This window comes from Pseudomonas sp. S2_F03 (assembly GCF_054668335.1).
Genome location: NZ_CP162759.1, coordinates 2,718,366 through 2,736,143 on the forward strand (window position 1 = coordinate 2,718,366; position 17,778 = coordinate 2,736,143).

Sequence of the window (17,778 nt, forward strand, 5' to 3'; positions counted from 1 at the left end):
CCTCTTTCAAAAAAAATCGCGAGCCGCCTCGCCCCCACAAGGTTAACCCTAAACCCGTGGGAGCATGGCTTGCCCGCGATTGTGAGCGCAGCGAATGTTGTTTAGGAAACCTGCACCCGACGCTTCTCGGCCACCCAACTGCGACCGTACAACACGATGATCGCAATGATCGCCACCGCCTGAGCGCCCAGCGAATAGGCATCCGCGTGAATCCCCAGCCAGTCAAAATCAAAGAACGGCACCGGCCGGGTACCGAAGATCCCCGCTTCCTGCAACGCCTTCACGCCATGCCCGGCGAACACTACCGACAACGCGCACAACAGGCCGGCGTTGATGCTGAAGAACAACGCCAGCGGCAGCTTCGCCGAACCACGCAAGATGACCCACGCCAAAACCACCAGCAACACCAGCGCCGTCCCGCCGCCGGCCAGCACCGCGTTGTGCCCTGCAGGTCCGGCCTGCAACCACAGGGTTTCGTAGAACAGAATCACTTCAAACAACTCGCGATACACCGAGAAGAACGCCAGGATCGCAAAGCCGAAACGGCCGCCGCCGCCCACCAAACTGCTCTTGATGTAATCCTGCCACGCCGCAGCGTGACGACGGTCGTGCATCCACACGCCAAGCCAGAGCACCATGACCGAGGCAAACAGCGCCGTCGCGCCTTCCAGCAATTCGCGCTGCGAACCGCTGACATCGATCACGTATGCAGCCAGCGCCCACGTCCCCAGACCGGCCAACAGCGCCAGTCCCCAGCCGACATTGACACTGCGCACGGCCGATTGCTGGCCAGTGTTGCGCAGGAACGCCAGGATCGCAGCCAACACCAGAATCGCTTCCAGACCTTCGCGCAACAAAATCAGCAAACCGGAAATGAAGCTCAGCGACCAACTCAAACCATCGCTGCCCAACAGGTCAGCGGATTCCTTCAACTTGGCCTTGGCCGTGTTCAGGCGCTGCTCGGCTTCTGCCACCGGCAACCCGTCCTGCAACGACTGACGGTAGGCCATCAGCGATTTTTCAGTGTCTTTGCGCACGACGGCATTGACGTTGTCCAGGGAGCTTTCGACCAGTTCGAAACCTTCCAGATACGCGGCGACAGACAGGTCATAGGCCTGATCGTGATCGCCGGCGCGGTAGGCCGCGATGCTTTTGTCGAGGGTGGCAGCGGTGTAGTCGAGCAACTGCGCCGGGCCACGCTTGACCTGCGGCGGTTGCGCCCGCTGCGCACGGAATGTCGCAGCGGCTTGTGGACCGTCGGCGGCCTGCACTTCTGCCGGCGTCTGACGCCCCAGGTCGGCGATGTTGTAGGTCTTCTCGGATGTTGCAGCCGCCGGGTCGGCGCTGAAGCTGGCGATGTAGGTGGCCAGGTCCCAGCGCTGACGATCATCAAGTTGATCGGCAAAAGCCGGCATGTCGGTGCCTTCAATACCCAGGCCCACGGTGCTGTAGAGCGCGTAGAGGCTCAGATGATCCAGGCGCGTCGTATCTCGCAGATTGGACGGTGGTGGCATCAGCCCGACACCCGCCGGGCCGTCGCCAGCGCCCGCATCACCGTGGCAAACCGAGCAATGCTGGGCATACAGCGGCGCACCACGGGTCGGGTCCGGCGTAATGATCGGTGCCTGACTGACTTCATAAGTCACGGCCAGTTTCGCACCGAGTTGCCGCGCCTGACGGGCCACGTCCGCACCTTCCTGACGGGCAGTGACGGCACTGCGCAGCGAGCTCACGCCCTGCTCCAACCCCGCCTTCTCCTGCTTGGCCGGCATCGCCGCAATCAGGCCCTGCAACGTCTTGATGGATTCCAGCTGCCCGCGGTACTCGGACTCATCAATCACCTTGCCCGCTTGTACGGTTTGCGGGTAGTCCGCGCTGATGTAATCAAGCAAGTGCAACGCTTGCGGCGCGCCTTCCACGGTGTCGGCCAGCAGATTGAAACTGCACAAGGCAAACAACGGGAACACCAGCCAGGCCGGAAAACGGGACGGGGCAGTCATGAATGAATCTCAATTGGTAATACGAAGTAACACATTGTTCCCTCCCAATCACTTTCACTCAAGCTTTGTCTGCAACTGAGGCCAGCAGCCGCGGAACAAAGTGCCATCATTGCGCTCTACAGTGTGCCGCCTCTTGGCGGCTTTTCTTCAAGGAAGACACACTGCAAATGGCTACTCGCCTGCGCTTCATGTTTGTGCTCGGTGCATGCTTGCTACTGAGCGGTTGCCCTACCATGCGGGACTACAACGCGGAGCTGAGCGAGACCCTCGACTATTTCAAAGCCGGCCAGATCGACGCCGCCGTTGCTGTACTGGATCGAAACAACCCCATTGCCCCGGGCGACCTGCTCTATAACTTTGAGAAGGGCGAACTGCTGCGGCTCACTGGCGATATGACCGGTAGTTACGCCAGTTGGGATTACGCCGACCGGCTGATTGAGGGGTGGGAAAACTCGCCACGATTCGGCGCTTTCAAAGCATTCACCGAGTTCAATAGTTACGGCGCCAATGACAAAGTGCGTTTGTACGATGGCTACGACTTCGAGAAGGTCGCCCTGACCACGCAAATGGCTCTGACGTGCCTGTCCAGCGCCCAACCCGACCTCGCTCGGGTGATGATCAAGAAAACCCACGAGCGTGAAGCAACCATCGCCGATAAGCGCGACAAGCAATACCTGGCACTGGAAACCCAGGCCCAGGAGCAAGGCGTGCCCCTGAAATACCAGAACCTCCAGGGCTACCCGGTGGCGACCCTAGATGCACCTGAAGTCATTGCGCTGAAAAACAGCTACCAAAGTGCGTTCAGTCATTACCTGGCAGGTTTCGTCTATGAAACGCTGGGTGAAAAAGACCTCGCCGCACCGGGTTATCGCAAAGCCGTGGAGTTGCGCCCCAACACGCCGCTGCTTGAACAGGCGCTGCGTAACCTGGACAAATCGCCGCTCAAGGCCGGTGAAAGTGATGTCCTGCTGATCGTGCAAACAGGCCTCGCCCCTGCACGCAACTCCGTGCGTGTGCCGATTTCGGTGGACGTCGAGGGCGAAACCTACATCACCAACATGTCGTTCCCGATCCTCGTCCCTGACACGTCCACACCGCCCGTGGACTTCATCACTGTGGATGGAAAAAAACAGAAACTGACGTTGCTCAACAGTTATGGCGACATGTCGCGGCGCACCTTGCGTGACGACATGCCGGGCATCATTGAGCGCACGCTTCATCGCGCCCGGTCCAACGTCGAGTACCTGGCCTATTTGAAAAAGCACAGGCCCGAGAAACTTGAAGAAACCCTCTTGCAGCAAACCCAGCGAGAGGATGCCGACACACGAGGCTGGCGCACGCTGCCGGACAAAACATACGTCGCTCGCCTGCGCCTCAAGAAAGGCGAGCATCAACTGACCCTGCCCAATGCGCCGGAGCGCCCACCGGTCAGGTTCAAGATCGGTCAGACCCATCAAGCCTTCAGCCTGCGCGCGGTGAATAACCGGGTTTTCGCCGCCGATGTCGCCCTGGATCTCGCCCCCCTCCAACACCGCAGGCTGTCACCAGCCGTGCTCAACCCTGAATGGAGCGCCCCATGGGATTGAAATGCTTCGTCGTTATCGCGCTGGCCCTGTTGGCCGGCTGCGCCGCCGCGCCGCCCACTGCAGCCAGTAAAGTCATGGCCACCGGCCCGATTGAGAGCCTGGCTATCGGTCCCATGCGCATGGCTCGGGAAAACGGGTTCCTGACGGTCAATACGCAGCTGAGCAACACCGATACCGATAACCGGACGCTCTACTACCGCTATCTATGGCTCGGCCCCGAAGGTTTTCCAGTGGTCGAAGCCGAGTCCTGGAAAAGCCTGACCCTGTACGCCGAGCAGACGAGCTTCCTGCCGGCCATCGCCCCGGTACCACAAGCCGTGGACTTTCGCCTGGAAATCAACACGCCATGAACCGTCCACTTGAGACCACGCCCATGCTTGTACGTGTTTCGTCCCTCGCCCTCTGCCTCCTGCTGATCGGCGGCTGCGCGGCCAATCACTCGCCGGTGCTGGGCAGCGGCAACATCAGTTACGGTGATCCGAAAGCCGTGGAACTGGTGACCAACGAATTCGGTTCCACCGACCTGCAGATGATCGCTGAAAGCATGACCCGCTCGCTCGCCCAGTCCGGGGTCCTGAAGGGTCGCCCAGTGGTTCAGGTGTACGACGTGCGGAACAAGACCAGCGAGTACATCGACACTCGCGACATCACCACGTCAATCAAGACCCAACTGATGCGCTCCGGCACTGCACGCTTTGCCAGCGATAACACCGACATGCAGAGCCAGGTCGATCACCTCAAACTGCAAAACCAGAGCGGCCTGTACAAGAAAAGTACCGTGGCTAAAACCGGCAACATGATCGCCGCTCGCTATCGCCTGGAAGGGTCGATCAGCTCAATCGTCAAGCGCAGCAACGATTACAAGGACGTCTTCTACACGTTCAGCCTGCAATTGATCGACGTCGAAAGCGGGCTGGCCGACTGGATGGACGAAAAAGAAATCCGCAAGACCACGGAGCGCTGAGCAATGCGTGCATGGATTGGCATCATGGCCCTGACCGGCGCCCTGGGCGTTCAGGCGGCCCCGAAAATCGCGGTCACTGACATTGCCTATGAGGCCAGCGTGGATCAATACGTCCACGTGATTTCGGCCCGGGACGATCATCAGCAGGACTATTACGGCGCCAGCGGCTCGTCCCGTCATGACGAGTACACGACGCAGAACAGCTACCTGGAACAGACCGAAATCCGCCGATTCAGCGGGGACATCAAAGGTCAGATGCTCAAGACCGGGATGTTCCAGCTGATTCAGGGGACGCCCTACACCGTCAGCACCAAAACCCATGTGTATGACGTGATCGAACGCATCAAGGCCGGCCATTTCAAGGGGGCCGACTACGTATTGTTTGGCACGCTGTCAGACATCGACTTCACCCAGGACATGAACGAACTGGCCAATACCGACAGCTATTCAGCAGTGTTGGCGCTGACTCTGGTGGCGGACTTCAGCCTGATCAATACCAGGACCTACGAGATCACCTCGGCCTTCACCGCCATGGGTGAGGCTCAGGACACCAAGCTGGTGAATGATCGGGACATCCACGTTTCACTGAACCGGCCTCGGGTGGTGCGCGAAGTATCGAGGTCTTTGGGCGAGGATGTGGCGCGGCAATTGAGCGAACAGCTCGGGGACGGCAGCGATCAGTCATCGGGGCCGGCGGAGCCACGCAACGACCTGCCACCGGATACCGCGCCGGTGATTCTGCGTTGAGCACCCGCCTGATCGCTCCCACGCTCCCACGCTCTGCGCGGGAACGATAACGGAAATGAAAAAGGCGACCTGAAGAGGTCGCCTTTTTATGTCCGCGGGTTTTACACCGCGGCTTTACGCAATGTCGCCATGAACGCCGCCGCGCCGATGAACAGCCCGGCAAAGGTACGGTTCATGCGTTTTTGCTGCTTAGGGGTGCGCAACAGGCGCAGCACCTTGGACGCCAACCCGGTGTAACCGGCCATGACGATCAGATCAACACAGATCATGGTCACACCAATGATCAGGTACTGGATCAGCAGCGGTGCATGCGGATCAATGAACTGCGGCAACACCGCCAGCATGAACACCAGCGCCTTGGGGTTGCTGATGTTGACCAGGAAACCGCGGAACACCAGCGCCATCGGCTTGCCAATCTGACGCACTGCGGCATCGTCGCTCATGTCGCTGGGTAGCGCGCGCCATTGCTTGATGGCGAGGTAAACCAGGTACGCCACGCCGAACCATTTGATCGCATAGAAGGCCGAGGCTGAAGCGGTGAGGATCGCGCCCACACCGGCGCCGACAATCGCGATCTGCACCGCCAGGCCCAATTGCAGGCCCAGTGCGTTCCAGTAACCGCGCCAGAAACCGTATTGCAGACCGCTGGACATCGACGCAATGGCGCCGGCACCGGGTGACAGACTGATCACCCAGCAGGCTGCAAAAAACGCCAGCCATGTTTGAAGCTCCATTGCACACCTCGACTCAGACTCGTGACAGACGTCTAAGCTAATGCGGCTTTGGGCTGATGACCATCAATTTTTTGCAGGATATTGCGGCTGCCGACCAGCGTGGTCGGCATCCCGGCTATTTTTCGAAACCGCTCGAGGGGAATACATCCGTACCGCGCCAGCGTCGAACCGAGCGCTGGAAGAACAGGCTGTTGGGCACTTGAACCATGGCACTGCCGGTGCCAAGTTCTTCCGCTTCGATCAGCGTGGTGTAAAGCAGATTGATCGCCACTACCCGGCCTTTGACGCCGGGCTTGTCGGTGGTGTCCACCAACTCGACCACGTCGCCGAGGCGAAACGGGCCGACGGTGAAAATCAGGATCGCGCACAGCAGGTTGGAGAGCACACTCCACATGGCGAAAAACGCCACCGCCGCCACCGCAACGAAGCCCGACAGCGCGGTCCACAGAACCGTGGCCGACACCCCGAGGCGCTCCAGCACGAAAATCAGCGCACTGCCCATAATCAGCCAGCGCAATCCACCGCGTAGCGGCATCAGCAACTGCGGCGGAAACGGATAGCGCTCGCCCAGTCGGGTCAGGCCTTTGGCAACGAAGCGCTGGGTGAAATAGCCAGCCAGCAGAATCAGCAGGATTTGCACGACCAGCCAGAGGGGTTCGATCCAGACTGCCGGCAACGGCAGCTTGAACGCCTCCATCAAGACAGCGCCTCCAGCTCGGCCTGCATGCTTTCCAGCAGTTCAAGCGCTTCCATCCAGGCTTCTTCCAGTTCGGCTTCGCGCACCTTCAACCTGGCCTGTTCGGCCAGCAGGTCGCGCAAGTCGTTCTTGCGCGCCGGCTCGTAGATGTCGCTGTCACCCAGGCTGGCATCAATCTTCGCCAGTTTCTCGTGCAGTTTGCCAAGCTCGGCTTCCAGCTTGTCGGCCTCACGCTTGTGCGGCGCCAGTTGCTGACGCAACGCAGCAGCGGCCTGACGCTGGGCCTTCTTGTCGGTTTTGTCCGGGTTGACCGGCGTGTTGCTGACCGGCGCATTGCGCTGGCGATAGTCGACCAGCCAACGGGTGTAGTCTTCCAGGTCGCCGTCGAACTCCTCGACCTTGCCGTCCGCCACCAGGTAGAAATTGTCCGTGGTGCTTTTGAGCAAATGGCGATCGTGGGAGACCACCAGTACCGCGCCACTGAATTCCTGCAGGGCCATGGTCAGCGCCAGGCGCATTTCCAGGTCCAGGTGGTTGGTTGGTTCATCGAGCAGCAACAGGTTCGGTCGGCCCCAGGCGATCAACGCCAGTGCCAGCCGGGCCTTCTCGCCCCCGGAGAAGTTCAGCACCGGCTCATCGATGCGTGCACCACGGAAGTCGAAACCGCCAAGGAAGTCGCGCAGGGTCTGCTCGCGCTCGGTCGGCGCCAGGCGCTGCAGGTGCAGCAACGGGCTGGCCTTGGAGTCGAGTGAGTCCAGCTGATGCTGGGCGAAGTAGCCGACGACGGTGTTCTCGCCACGGGTCAGTCGGCCGGACAACGGCTCGAGTTCACCGGCAAGGTTTTTGATCAGGGTCGATTTACCGGCACCGTTCGGGCCAAGCAAACCGATCCGCGCACCGGGGGTCAGTTGCAGCTTGACCTTCTCCAGCACGGCCCGCTCGCCGTAACCCAGTCGGGCGTCGGAGAGGTCAATCAACGGGCTGGAGATTTTTACTGATTCGCGGAAAACGAAATCGAACGGTGAATCGACATGGGCGGCGGACAGTTCTTCCATCCGTTCCAGTGCCTTGATCCGGCTCTGGGCCTGACGGGCCTTGGTGGCCTGGGCCTTGAAGCGGGCGATGTAGCTTTCCATGTGCGCACGTTGCGCCTGCTGCTTCTCGTAGGCCTGCTGCTGCTGGGCCAGACGTTCGGCGCGGGCGCGTTCGAAGGCGCTATAACCACCGCGGTACAGGGTGATCTTGCGTTGATCGACGTGAGCCACGTGATCGACCACGGCATCGAGGAAGTCCCGGTCGTGGGAAATCAGCATCAACGTGCCGGGGTAGCTTTTGAGCCACTCTTCGAGCCAGATGATGGCGTCGAGGTCCAAGTGGTTGGTCGGTTCGTCGAGTAGCAACAAGTCCGAGGGGCACATCAAAGCTTGCGCCAGGTTCAGACGCATCCTCCAACCACCAGAGAAATCTCCTACCTGGCGATCCATCTGCTCGTTGGTGAATCCGAGGCCGGCCAGCAACTTGCGGGCCCGTGCATCGGCGGTGTAACCGTCGGCGCTGTCGAGTTCCGCGTGCAAGCGGGCCTGAGCGGCACCGTCATGCGCCGCTTCGGCTGCGGCGAGGTCGCGTTGCACCTGGCGCAGGCGCAGGTCGCCATCGAGCACGTAGTCGACCGCCAGGCGTTCGAGCGTATCGACTTCCTGGCGCATGTGGGCGATGCGCCAGTCGGCCGGCAGGAAGCAATCACCCGAGTCCGGGTGCAGTTCGCCCCGAAGCAAGGCGAACAGGCTCGATTTGCCGGCGCCGTTGGCACCGATGAGGCCGGCTTTGTGGCCGGCGTGCAGGGTCAGCTCGGCGTCTTCTAGCAGACGTTGAGGGCCACGCTGTAAAGTCAGGTTCTGAAGTCGAATCATAATGGCGGCGGAGTCTACCAGCTTCGCTCGCAACTGGCGCGAGTAGCACTATGTCCTCTGACCTGTGGAGCTTTTCCCTGACGACTTACGCCCGTCCCGGCGTTGAACACGCGTGCCTGCAACTGCAGTCGGCCGGCGTGAATGTGTGTTTGCTGCTCTGTGGATTGTGGCTGGGGGAGCGTGGCGTCGCCTGCAATGAGCATCGAATCAAGAGGCTGCGCGCGGTGGCGGAACCTTGGGATGGGGATGTCGTGCAACCGTTGCGCGCATTGCGCATGCGCTGGAAAGCCGTCGCAACGAAGGACTCCGAGCTGAAAAAATTGCGCGAGCAAGTGCAGGCACTGGAACTGGAAGCCGAGCGACATCTGTTGTTGCGACTGGAGCGATCGGCGCAGGGCTGGCCGCTGAATGAGGCGACCGATCTAACGGCCTGGCTGGAAGGTATGGCGGCAGGCGCCGCCAACCTGGACCGCGACGCGCTGCTTGAGCTGCGCGTCGCGGTAACCGGCACTTAGGAAGCGCTGGTTGGGTTGGTGCTGGAGTTCGACAGTGCGGCTGGCGTTGGCGCAGGCGTGGTTGTCGAGGTGGTTGCGGCGGGTGCAGTCGATGCAACTGGCGCTGGCGTCACTGGCTTGGCAGCGGCGATTGGTTTGGCAGCGACGGGTTTTGCGGCTGGCTTGACTGCAGCAGGCTTGGCCGTTGGTTTTGCAACAGGCTTGGCAACAGCTGGTTTGGCTGCTGGTTTCGCGGCAGCGGCTGGCTTGGCGGCAGCAGGTTTGGCCGCGATTTTAGCGGCAGGTTTTGCTGCGGTTTTTACTGCCGGTTTTGCGGCTGGTTTCGCGGCAGCGGTTTTGGCCACGGCAGGTTTAGCGGCCGGTTTCGCAGCAGCAGTTTTAACAGCCGGTTTTGCGGCTGACTTGGCTGCTGGCTTGGCTGCTGGCTTGGCTGCTGCAGTTCTTGCCACAGCAGGTTTGGCGGCAGGCGCTTTGGCAGCCGCGGTTCTCGCGGCGGCTGCAGTTTTCGCCGCTGGTTTTGCGGCAGGTTTGGCAGCAGGCTTCGCAGCGCTGGCAGCGACTGGTTTTTTCACCGCCGGTTTGGCGGCAGGTTTGGCTGCGGCTTTCACCGGCGCTTTGGCGGCGGGTTTGGCAGCAGGCTTGGCCGGTGCTTTTGCAGCAGCGGGTTTGGCAGCGGCTTTCTTGGCAGGTGCCGCAGCAGGCTTGGCTGCACGCAGGGACAACGCCTTGCTGACAGCCTCTTGAACGCGACCGACGCCCTGGGCCAATTTCAGGCTTTCCTGAGCATCACGCTTGAGTTGCAGAATGTAGCCGCGAGTTTCCGACTGACGATCCTTGAGGGCATCGAGCAACTCCTCAAGCTCTTTCACTGCGTCCTTGGCTTTGGCTTGTGCCTTGGCCTTGCCGGCCGACGCAGCGTCCTGCAATTTGGTACGGGATTTGTGCAGTTTCTCTTGCGCTTTTCCGCGCTGCTTTTCCAGTTTGGCGAGCAGTTTTTCAGCATCAGCCAAGGCTTGGGAACAAGCGTTTTCCAGATGCTCGAGCAGGCTGCCCGAGAGTTGTTGGAGTAAGTGCAACGGGGTATTTACAGGCTTCTTGGTGGCCGACATGGTTTACCTCCTGGCTGACGTGGGTGCGGCTCATACTAGACCTCTGCTGCTACCGCCGCTAGGGCATGTTGACAGTATCCAAAGCGCTGCGTTGCAACGAATCGAAAATCTTCTGCGCTTGCGCAAAACCAGTTCACCTTTCTGCGCAATCACACTGGCATAATCCACCGCATCCCAGGTCGGAGAGTGCCCATGTCGCGCTACCTTTTTTTATCGCTGTGCGTGATTTTTTCGGTGGCTCAAGCCGACGAAAAAACCGCCGCAAAAAACGCTCACGATCTTGCTTACAGCCTCGGCGCGAGCCTGGGCGAACGCCTTCGCCAGGAGGTTCCGGATTTGCAACTTCAGGCACTGCTGGAAGGTCTGCAACAAGCGTATCAAGGCAAGCCGCTGGCATTGAAAGACGAACAGATCGACCAGATCCTGGCCGAGCATGAGGCCCAACTCGCCGAGCAACCCGCCCTCCCGCAAAGCGAGGCCGCACTCGAAAAAGAGCAGCGCTTTCTCACCGAAGAAAAAGCCAAGCCGGGTGTTCGGGAATTGGCTGATGGCGTGTTGCTGACGGAGCTGACTCCCGGCACGGGAGCCAAGGCTGGCCCTAACGGCAAGGTGCAGGTTTTGTATATCGGACGCCTGCCCGATGGCACCGTGTTCGATCAGAACAGTTCGCCACAGTGGTTCAGTCTCGACAGCGTCATCAGCGGTTGGCGCAGTGCACTGCAAAACATGCCCGTCGGTGCGAAATGGCGCCTGGTGATTCCATCGTCCCAGGCTTACGGCGCGGACGGTGCCGGCGACCTGATCGCACCGTTCACGCCGCTGGTATTTGAAGTCGAATTGCGCGGCGCCACCAGCTGAATCGCAGGCACAAAAAACGGCGCGCATAGCGCACCGTTTTTAGCCTGCGGGAATAGGTTCAGGCCTGAACCGAATCCTCTTCCTTGTGAGCGGTATGCAGCACTTCGATCAAGCAATCTTCCAGCTCGAAGCGTTCGTGCAACAGGCCACCCAACTCCTTGAATTTCTCCGCGACGCATTTGCCTTCATCGCACAGGTCGTTGAACGCCAGCAGCTTCTCGGTGATGACGTCGATGCGCGGGTAAATAGTCTCGGCCAGCTCCAGACCACGCGTGTCGCCAAATGCCTTGGCTTCACCTGTGAGCTGTTCGTAGATCTCGAAATGCCCCGCCGACACATAATCGACCAGCACGCCGCAGAATTCCTGCAACGGCTTGCGATTCTCGCCCAGAGCCTCAGGCTTGGCGCCGAGAGCATCATAGGCCCGAACCAGTTCGTGACGCTCCTGCAACCAACGATCGATCAGCAGGTGCACTCCGCCCCAGCGTTCCTGAGCATTCTGACAACTTTCGAGCATGGTGATCTCTCTTCCCTTGTGGGTCAGCTGCTCTATGCCTGCTCGCCTCTTGTTACGTCAGTGGGCGGTCAGGCAGAGCGTCATCGAGCAACATAATTCCAATGACACGTGCGGGCCAGATTATGCCCGCGCGACTGTGGCTTCAAGGTACGCAGGCGATAAAGTTCATACAAGTGTTTAATCGCCCATCCGCACCCGGTGCGACGACTTGCCGCTGAGCGGTCGTTCACACGCAAGCCAGACGATGCGAAGCAACTGATAGCTCCCCAGAATCGTCATCGCGACAAAGAGCAGCAGGCTCCATTCCGGAATGCTCAGATCGAACAACGTCCAGGAAATCTCGTCACAATCGCCCTCCCCTTTAAACATCTGCGTGACCCGGCATACCCAGGGCAGGCTTTGGTACATCGTCTCCAGGCTGGACGAGCACGTCGTTAGCTGATGCGCCGGATCACTTTGCCGCAAAATCTGCCGCCACGCCGTAGCTGTGCCCACGAGGCTGCAGAAAAATCCGGACAACCAATACAGGAACGATCCAAAGCGCCCAGGCCCCAGCACCGAGGCTGCCAGGCTGATACCCGTTAGCAACGCCAGGCAAAGCCGTTGCAAAAGGCACAAGCCGCAGGGTTTGAGTCCGACCGCATATTCCAGGTAATAGGAAACGCCCAAGGCCAGGGAGCCTGTAATGAAAACCATGAAAAACAAGGAGCGTGAGCAGGCCAAAGACATGGCATTTCCGTACCAATAGAGACAGGTGGTTACGGTAGAGGAAAGCGCGCCGGCCTTTCAAGGCAGGTCTGCACGGACACTTCACCAGAAGCGTAGGGAATTCCCGACGGCGTCGAGAGGAATTGGTGTAGTCCCATGTAGGACAAGGCCGATCAAAGACTACAAAGCCAAACACCAGAAGAATTTTGAGCATGCGGATCGCCCTTTCGAGCGACCCTTGCCCAAGACTTCAAGCGTGAGCCAACGTCGGCAGCGGTGCTGCCAGCAGGCGCTCATCGAGCATGCCCAGGCCTTCCTGAAACAGCTGATTACTGCGTTGCGTGTCACCGAGCTGTGCCAGTAGCCGCGCCAGTTCCGCGCAGGCTTCCGGGTTACGCTGAACCCGCAGGCTGCTTTCCAGGTAATCACGCGCCTTGCCCCACAGGCTGTTTTGCAGACACAAGCGACCCAGTGTCAGCAACAGGCTTGGGTCGGCCGGATGATCCTTGAGCCAGCCCTCAGCCGTTTGCAACTGCCGAGCCGGATCGCTGCCGCGAACCAGTCCGTAAAGACGCGCCAGATGACTGTCGTATTTACGTTTGAGGGTCGTGCGCAAAACCTCTTCCGCTTCGACCTGCGCGCCCAGCTGCCGCAATTGCTCGGCATACGCCAGCACCAGCTGAGGTTCCTGACGCTGAGCCGAAGTGAGCTGCTGCCAGGCGCGGTTGAGCGATTGCAGACCAACCTTGCCATCGTCTTCCCGATGCGCCGCCAGGGACAGGTTCTCACCCCACGCACGACGCTCCAGTTCAGCCAGTTCAGCGGGCGGCAGGACTTTATCCTTGCGCAGCTCGGGCAACAGGCGAATCACCGCCGACCAGTCGCCACGCTGCTGAAGCAGACGCTGTAGCTGTCGCAGCATCTGCGCGTTGTGCGGATGACGCTCATGCATGGCTTGAAGGGCCGCAAGCGCACCGTCGGTATCGCCCCGGTCAGTCTGCAATTGTGCATGGTTCAAGGCGATCGCCAGTTCGGCCTGCGGCTGGCGCTCTAGTGCACGCTCCAGCAGATTGTCGCTTTCTTCGTAGTGACCTTGTTCGTTCGCGGCGCGAGCCGCGCCGAGGTAGTAAAGCAGCGGTTGGCGTTCGGCCTCCGCAGCCCGTTGCAAATGACGCTGCGCACTTGCCCAGCGACCTTCCGCCAAATCCAGCTGACCGTGTTCTATCGCCACTTGCACGCGGCGACTGCGATTTCGGTTCGACCAGGGATTGACCACGCCACTGGACGTCATCACCAGCTCAACCAGCACCTTGATGCCCCAAAACAGCAGCCACAGGACCGCGACCAACGCCAGCGTCGCCCACAGGCTCGATTCATAACGAAAACTTTTGTAGGCAATCAGCACGTAACCGGCATGTTCGGCAATCGCCAACCCTAGCGCGGCAGCCGCGGCGATCACCAGGAACACGATCACATAGAGACGTTTCATGGCGTTGCTTCCTGAGCGGTACCTGCGGCAGGCTTAGCCATCGGCTTGATCGAGTCCTCGGCGTTGACGTTACGCCGCTCCAGATACCCCTGAACCGCGCTCAGCGTGCCGGTCAGGTCCGGCGTCACCACGGTGACCCGTTGTGTGCTCAACTCGCCAACCTGCTCAAGCATCACTTTGCTCTGGGGGTTGTCCGGATTGAAGTTGCCGGTCAACACATCCCGCGCTTCCGCCAGCGCCTGGGTGTAAACCGCAGCCTGACCATTGAGCGCGGCCCATTGCGCCTGCTCCAGCGCCAGGCTCAGGGCCAGGCGCACCTGGCTCAGGCTCTGCCCGGCCAACAATGGACGCACATTTTTGTCAGCATTGAAGTCGATGCGGATGTAGCGGGAGATCTGATCCCACCACTGCGCCCAGCGACTGGCACCGTCACCATCGGCGGTCAGGCCCAGCAGTGATTCACCCCGGTCCTTGTACTCGGGCGCCAGTTCGGTGAGGTCAATCACCTGATCACGCAAAGCGCCCAGTCTCAGGAACAACCCGGTGCGATCCGGTTGCTCGGTGCTGCGCAACGCCACCAGGGTTTTGGCCACTTGCTCGCGAGCGGCAAAAGAGCCCGGATCGTTCTGTTCACGAAGAATATCGTCGGCACCCTGCACCAACGCCTGGGCGCTGCTGATGTCTTGCAATGCCGAGAGTCGCAGGCTGGCCAGACGCAGCAAATGCTCGGCCTCGGCCAGGCGCCAATCTTTGCGGCTGGCACCGAGGATGGTTTCAAGTCGCTGGTTCAGGCGTTGTTGATCGCCCTGCAACTGCGTCACCAGGCGGCTGCGCGCTTCCAGCTCATCGACGGCAGGCAACTGCTCCAGCCGTGCAGTAATGCGCTGCTCGTTGAGCTTGAGGCTTTGCGCCTGATCGTTCAGCGCCTGCACCTGAGCCAGTTGTTGCTGGTTATTGGCTTGCAGGTGACGCACCTGCCAGACACCCCAACCGCCCACGGCGACCCCGGCAGCACCCAGCAGCAGTGCGACGATTGCCAGCCCATTGCCTCGGCGCTGCACGTCAGCAGGTGGCGCCGTTTCAACCGGAGTTTCAACCTGTGCATCACGCACTGGCTGGTCGTCATCTTTAGGCAAGGCAGTTTCGCTCACGTATCCATCCTTTGCATTAGAGAACGGGTTCGGGATGCTCCCGCAACGCCGCCAGCAAAGCCGCGGCACTGGCGCCGCGACAATCCACAACTGTTTGGGCCCCGGCAGCGCGTGCCAGCTCGGCGACCCTGGGGCTTGGAACAAACAACGGCAACCGCGCCAACTGTGGCCAGGCATCGCCGGCCAGTTGATGCAGGTGCTCAAAACCTTGCCCACTGCTGACCACCAGCCCGTTCAAGCGTTCCGCCCGGACCCGCTCGACCAGCTCCGCAGCCGGGTATTCAGGCAATCTGCGACGGTACAACTCCAGATACTCGACACTAGCACCAAGCTCGCGCAAACGCTCAGCCAGTAGCTCGCGACCACCCTCCCCGCGCATGATCAGCACCCGCGGTTCAGGCCCGGCAATAGCCTCGCGCAAAGTAGCAAGTTCAAGCAAGGCTTCACTGTCGTCACCCTCGGCCGGGAAGCTCACATCCAGACCACTTTCATCGAGGATCTGTGCGGTGGCTGCGCCTACGCTGAACCACTTCAGTGACGGTGGCCGAGGCCAGAATTGGCCGAGCAGGTCGACGCCGATTCTGGCAGCCGGTTTGCTGACGACAATTACCGCGCTGAAGCGATCCAGTTTCCGGATCACCTCGCGCATGGTGTCAGAGACAGCAATCGGACCGATTTCCAAAAGCGGCAAGCAGCTGCTGAAAATCCCCGCTTCGGCCAACGCACGGCCCAGCGCCGCTGACTCATCCGCAGGGCGCGTCAGCAGCAGGCGCCAACCTGTCACTCGTGACCTGCCTCGCCGTAGACCGCTTTCAGAATGTCGTTGGCGCCCTGACTCAGAAGATCCTCGGCGACTTTCACACCCAGGGTTTCGGCATCTGCACGTGGCGCACGGCCCTCGGCGCTGAGCAACAGGCCACCGTTCGGATCTCCGACCAGGCCACGCAACCAGACCTGCTCACCTTCAAGCACGGCATAGCAGGCGATGGGGACCTGGCAGCCGCCGTTCAAGTGTTTGTTGAGGGCACGTTCGGCCGTCACGCGAGTGGCGGTGTCCTGATGGTGCAACGGTGCCAGCAAGGTGTGAATTTCGCTGTCGGCTGTGCGGCATTCGATACCGACTGCGCCTTGTCCACCAGCAGGCAAGCTGTCGTCGACGCTGATCGCCGACGTAATACGGTCTTCGAAGCCCAGGCGAATCAAGCCCGCCGCGGCAAGGATGATGGCGTCGTATTCACCGGCATCGAGCTTGGCCAGGCGCGTATTGACGTTGCCACGCAGGAAACGGATTTCCAGGTCCGGACGACGGGTGAGCAACTGGGCCTGACGGCGCAGGCTGGACGTGCCGACGATACTGCCCGGGGGCAATTCATCCAGGCTGGCGTACGTGTTTGAGACGAAAGCATCGCGAGGGTCTTCGCGCTCACAGATGCAAAACAGGCCGAGCCCTTCGGGGAAGTCCATCGGCACGTCTTTCATGGAGTGCACAGCGATGTCGGCTTCATTTTCCAGCAGCGCGGTTTCCAGTTCTTTGACGAACAAACCCTTGCCGCCGATTTTCGACAGCGGAGAGTCCAGCAACTTGTCGCCGCGACTGACCATGGGCACCAACGTCACGAGCAGGCCAGGATGGGCCTCTTCCAGACGGGCTTTGACGTATTCGGCCTGCCATAGGGCCAGGGCGCTTTTGCGGGTGGCGATGCGGATTTCGCGAGAGGACATGGATCAATCCGTACTGAAATAGATACGGCGGATAATAACAGCTCAGCCAAATCCACTTTGACTTGTATCAGATACTGCGTGGCCTCCCTGGCCCGGGATTGTCCGCAATCAGCGATGCAACCCGCCTGCGAACGGCGAGTTAAAGCTGCTGCATCATTTTGCGCACGCCGGCCACATGGCGCCGACTGACGATCAATGCATCACCGTTCAGGCCTTTGAGAAACAGCTGGAAATGCCCCAGAGGCGTGCGTTGCAAGCGCTCGATACGTTCGCGGGCGACCAGAGCGTTGCGGTGAATACGCACGAATCGGTCGCCGAACTCATCCTCAAGGGCCTTGAGCGGTTCATCCAGCAACACCTCGCCACCTTCGTGGCGCAGGGTCACGTATTTGTGATCGGCAATGAAGTAGACCACCTGATCCAACGGGATCAGCTCGATGCCTTTGCGGGTTCGCGCGCTGATATGACTGCGGGGACCGCTGCCACTTTCGGCGGCGGGGCGAGTCAGGGCGGCGAGCTGGAGGCGATTGGGGCGCTCGGCTTTCTTTAATGCTTCGTGAAGATGTTCAGTACGCACGGGTTTCACCACATAGCCTACGGCGCTGGCCTGTAAGGCTTCCACGGCAAATTCATCGGGTCCTGCACAAAACACCACAGCGGGCGGAGTTTCGCGTTCGCACAACCGCGCAGCCACTTGCAGGCCATCAAGGCCTGGCATGCGGATATCGAGCAACACGATATCCGGTTTGTGGCTGTCGATCAGTGCCAACGCCTCTTCGCCGTTCGTGGCGCTAGGCTCCAGGACACTGTATCCCTCGAGTTCACCGACCATTCGGCTCAGGCGCTCGCGGGCCAGGGGTTCGTCATCAACGATCAGGACATTCATATTGCGCTGGATTCCTGCGTGAGTCTCGCACAAGGATAGCGTAGACAGGTGAAGTGACGTCCGTCACCGCGATCCACGCTAAGACTAGCGCGAGGGCCAAAAGTGCCGCGAGATCGGCGGCTAAATTTTCAACTGCCGCGTGACTGGAGGCTCTGGCCCGCGTTGGCGAGATATCGCCGTGGGTT

Annotated in this window: 18 protein-coding genes and 1 pseudogene; 6 read left to right on the top strand and 13 right to left on the bottom strand. The window is 60.4% G+C overall.

What is annotated here, in order from left to right; genetic code table 11:
* Positions 1-101 precede the first annotated feature (101 nt).
* A complete protein-coding gene (locus tag AB4N76_RS12850; protein WP_460164517.1) occupies positions 102-2,000 on the bottom strand; it encodes an FTR1 family protein in 1,899 nt (632 codons plus the stop codon).
* A gap of 167 nt (positions 2,001-2,167) precedes the next feature.
* Here AB4N76_RS12850 and AB4N76_RS12855 point away from each other — a divergent pair, with 167 nt between their 5' ends.
* From AB4N76_RS12855 to AB4N76_RS12870, 4 genes are read left to right on the top strand one after another with little or no spacing between them, the layout of a single operon-like run.
* On the top strand, positions 2,168-3,586 hold the full coding sequence (locus AB4N76_RS12855) for a COG3014 family protein (protein ID WP_460164518.1): 1,419 nt from the start codon (positions 2,168-2,170) through the stop codon (positions 3,584-3,586).
* Positions 3,577-3,936 carry a YcfL family protein gene (locus AB4N76_RS12860; RefSeq protein WP_460164519.1) on the top strand — a complete coding sequence of 120 codons (360 nt, stop codon included), beginning with the start codon at positions 3,577-3,579 and terminating at the stop codon, positions 3,934-3,936. The genes AB4N76_RS12855 and AB4N76_RS12860 overlap by 10 nt, the downstream gene beginning before the upstream one ends.
* A 23-nt stretch (positions 3,937-3,959) precedes the next feature.
* A complete protein-coding gene (gene lpoB / locus AB4N76_RS12865; protein ID WP_460164610.1) occupies positions 3,960-4,550 on the top strand; it encodes a penicillin-binding protein activator LpoB in 591 nt (196 codons plus the stop codon).
* Positions 4,551-4,553: 3 nt separating this feature from the next.
* Positions 4,554-5,297, top strand: coding sequence for a penicillin-binding protein activator LpoB (locus AB4N76_RS12870; RefSeq protein WP_460164520.1), 744 nt, complete (start codon positions 4,554-4,556; stop codon positions 5,295-5,297).
* Positions 5,298-5,398: 101 nt separating this feature from the next.
* On the opposite strand, the gene rhtB is transcribed toward AB4N76_RS12870, so the two are convergent.
* The 3 genes from rhtB to AB4N76_RS12885 form a co-directional block, all read right to left on the bottom strand.
* On the bottom strand, positions 5,399-6,031 hold the full coding sequence (gene rhtB, locus AB4N76_RS12875; RefSeq protein WP_046032239.1) for a homoserine/homoserine lactone efflux protein: 633 nt from the start codon (positions 6,029-6,031) through the stop codon (positions 5,399-5,401).
* Between the two features lie 115 nt (positions 6,032-6,146).
* Complete coding sequence (locus tag AB4N76_RS12880; RefSeq protein ID WP_077431057.1) at positions 6,147-6,728, bottom strand: mechanosensitive ion channel family protein; 582 nt, start codon at positions 6,726-6,728, stop codon at positions 6,147-6,149.
* Positions 6,728-8,638: an ATP-binding cassette domain-containing protein gene (locus tag AB4N76_RS12885; RefSeq protein ID WP_460164521.1), complete on the bottom strand. Its 1,911-nt coding sequence runs from the start codon at positions 8,636-8,638 to the stop codon at positions 6,728-6,730. The genes AB4N76_RS12880 and AB4N76_RS12885 overlap by 1 nt, the downstream gene beginning before the upstream one ends.
* Positions 8,639-8,688: 50 nt before the next feature.
* On the opposite strand from AB4N76_RS12885, the gene AB4N76_RS12890 reads away from it, so the two are divergent.
* The gene (locus tag AB4N76_RS12890) at positions 8,689-9,153 is read left to right on the top strand and encodes a TIGR02444 family protein (RefSeq protein WP_460164522.1); all 465 of its coding nucleotides are present in this window, start codon (positions 8,689-8,691) and stop codon (positions 9,151-9,153) included.
* Here AB4N76_RS12890 and AB4N76_RS12895 read toward each other — a convergent pair.
* A complete protein-coding gene (locus AB4N76_RS12895; RefSeq protein ID WP_460164523.1) occupies positions 9,150-10,262 on the bottom strand; it encodes an AlgP family protein in 1,113 nt (370 codons plus the stop codon). The two genes, AB4N76_RS12890 and AB4N76_RS12895, sit on opposite strands and share 4 nt — an antisense overlap.
* A 192-nt stretch (positions 10,263-10,454) precedes the next feature.
* Here AB4N76_RS12895 and AB4N76_RS12900 point away from each other — a divergent pair, with 192 nt between their 5' ends.
* Positions 10,455-11,120, top strand: coding sequence for an FKBP-type peptidyl-prolyl cis-trans isomerase (locus AB4N76_RS12900; protein ID WP_046032234.1), 666 nt, complete (start codon positions 10,455-10,457; stop codon positions 11,118-11,120).
* A gap of 58 nt (positions 11,121-11,178) precedes the next feature.
* Here the strand turns inward: AB4N76_RS12900 and AB4N76_RS12905 are convergent, their stop codons facing one another.
* The 8 genes and pseudogenes from AB4N76_RS12905 to AB4N76_RS12940 all read right to left on the bottom strand — a co-directional run.
* Complete coding sequence (locus AB4N76_RS12905; protein WP_046032233.1) at positions 11,179-11,637, bottom strand: Rsd/AlgQ family anti-sigma factor; 459 nt, start codon at positions 11,635-11,637, stop codon at positions 11,179-11,181.
* Positions 11,638-11,814: 177 nt separating this feature from the next.
* Positions 11,815-12,366 carry a disulfide bond formation protein B gene (locus AB4N76_RS12910; protein ID WP_046032232.1) on the bottom strand — a complete coding sequence of 184 codons (552 nt, stop codon included), beginning with the start codon at positions 12,364-12,366 and terminating at the stop codon, positions 11,815-11,817.
* A gap of 229 nt (positions 12,367-12,595) precedes the next feature.
* Complete coding sequence (locus AB4N76_RS12915; protein ID WP_046032231.1) at positions 12,596-13,834, bottom strand: heme biosynthesis protein HemY; 1,239 nt, start codon at positions 13,832-13,834, stop codon at positions 12,596-12,598.
* On the bottom strand, positions 13,831-14,985 hold the full coding sequence (locus tag AB4N76_RS12920) for a uroporphyrinogen-III C-methyltransferase (protein WP_046032230.1): 1,155 nt from the start codon (positions 14,983-14,985) through the stop codon (positions 13,831-13,833). Before AB4N76_RS12920 ends, AB4N76_RS12915 begins: the two co-directional genes overlap by 4 nt.
* A gap of 16 nt (positions 14,986-15,001) precedes the next feature.
* On the bottom strand, positions 15,002-15,769 hold the full coding sequence (locus tag AB4N76_RS12925; protein WP_460164524.1) for a uroporphyrinogen-III synthase: 768 nt from the start codon (positions 15,767-15,769) through the stop codon (positions 15,002-15,004).
* A complete protein-coding gene (gene hemC / locus AB4N76_RS12930; protein WP_046032228.1) occupies positions 15,766-16,707 on the bottom strand; it encodes a hydroxymethylbilane synthase in 942 nt (313 codons plus the stop codon). The genes AB4N76_RS12925 and hemC overlap by 4 nt, the downstream gene beginning before the upstream one ends.
* A gap of 139 nt (positions 16,708-16,846) precedes the next feature.
* Entirely contained in the window at positions 16,847-17,593 is a 747-nt protein-coding gene (locus tag AB4N76_RS12935; RefSeq protein ID WP_046032227.1) for a LytR/AlgR family response regulator transcription factor, read from the bottom strand.
* Positions 17,590-17,700 (bottom strand): annotated as a pseudogene (locus tag AB4N76_RS12940) (hypothetical protein); the annotation flags it as partial. The gene AB4N76_RS12935 and the pseudogene AB4N76_RS12940, both read right to left, overlap by 4 nt.
* Positions 17,701-17,778: the final 78 nt, after the last annotated feature.

Excerpts from the sequence above, each read along its gene's own strand:
- AB4N76_RS12850 (WP_460164517.1), bottom strand. The coding sequence starts at position 2,000 with ATGACTGCCCCGTCCCGTTTTCCGGCCTGGCTGGTGTTCCCGTTGTTT.
- AB4N76_RS12855 (WP_460164518.1), top strand. The coding sequence starts at position 2,168 with ATGGCTACTCGCCTGCGCTTCATGTTTGTGCTCGGTGCATGCTTGCTA.
- AB4N76_RS12860 (WP_460164519.1), top strand. The coding sequence starts at position 3,577 with ATGGGATTGAAATGCTTCGTCGTTATCGCGCTGGCCCTGTTGGCCGGC.
- lpoB (WP_460164610.1), top strand. The coding sequence starts at position 3,960 with ATGCTTGTACGTGTTTCGTCCCTCGCCCTCTGCCTCCTGCTGATCGGC.
- AB4N76_RS12870 (WP_460164520.1), top strand. The coding sequence starts at position 4,554 with ATGCGTGCATGGATTGGCATCATGGCCCTGACCGGCGCCCTGGGCGTT.
- rhtB (WP_046032239.1), bottom strand. The coding sequence starts at position 6,031 with ATGGAGCTTCAAACATGGCTGGCGTTTTTTGCAGCCTGCTGGGTGATC.
- AB4N76_RS12880 (WP_077431057.1), bottom strand. The coding sequence starts at position 6,728 with ATGGAGGCGTTCAAGCTGCCGTTGCCGGCAGTCTGGATCGAACCCCTC.
- AB4N76_RS12885 (WP_460164521.1), bottom strand. The coding sequence starts at position 8,638 with ATGATTCGACTTCAGAACCTGACTTTACAGCGTGGCCCTCAACGTCTG.
- AB4N76_RS12890 (WP_460164522.1), top strand. The coding sequence starts at position 8,689 with ATGTCCTCTGACCTGTGGAGCTTTTCCCTGACGACTTACGCCCGTCCC.
- AB4N76_RS12895 (WP_460164523.1), bottom strand. The coding sequence starts at position 10,262 with ATGTCGGCCACCAAGAAGCCTGTAAATACCCCGTTGCACTTACTCCAA.
- AB4N76_RS12900 (WP_046032234.1), top strand. The coding sequence starts at position 10,455 with ATGTCGCGCTACCTTTTTTTATCGCTGTGCGTGATTTTTTCGGTGGCT.
- AB4N76_RS12905 (WP_046032233.1), bottom strand. The coding sequence starts at position 11,637 with ATGCTCGAAAGTTGTCAGAATGCTCAGGAACGCTGGGGCGGAGTGCAC.
- AB4N76_RS12910 (WP_046032232.1), bottom strand. The coding sequence starts at position 12,366 with ATGTCTTTGGCCTGCTCACGCTCCTTGTTTTTCATGGTTTTCATTACA.
- AB4N76_RS12915 (WP_046032231.1), bottom strand. The coding sequence starts at position 13,834 with ATGAAACGTCTCTATGTGATCGTGTTCCTGGTGATCGCCGCGGCTGCC.
- hemC (WP_046032228.1), bottom strand. The coding sequence starts at position 16,707 with ATGTCCTCTCGCGAAATCCGCATCGCCACCCGCAAAAGCGCCCTGGCC.
- AB4N76_RS12935 (WP_046032227.1), bottom strand. The coding sequence starts at position 17,593 with ATGAATGTCCTGATCGTTGATGACGAACCCCTGGCCCGCGAGCGCCTG.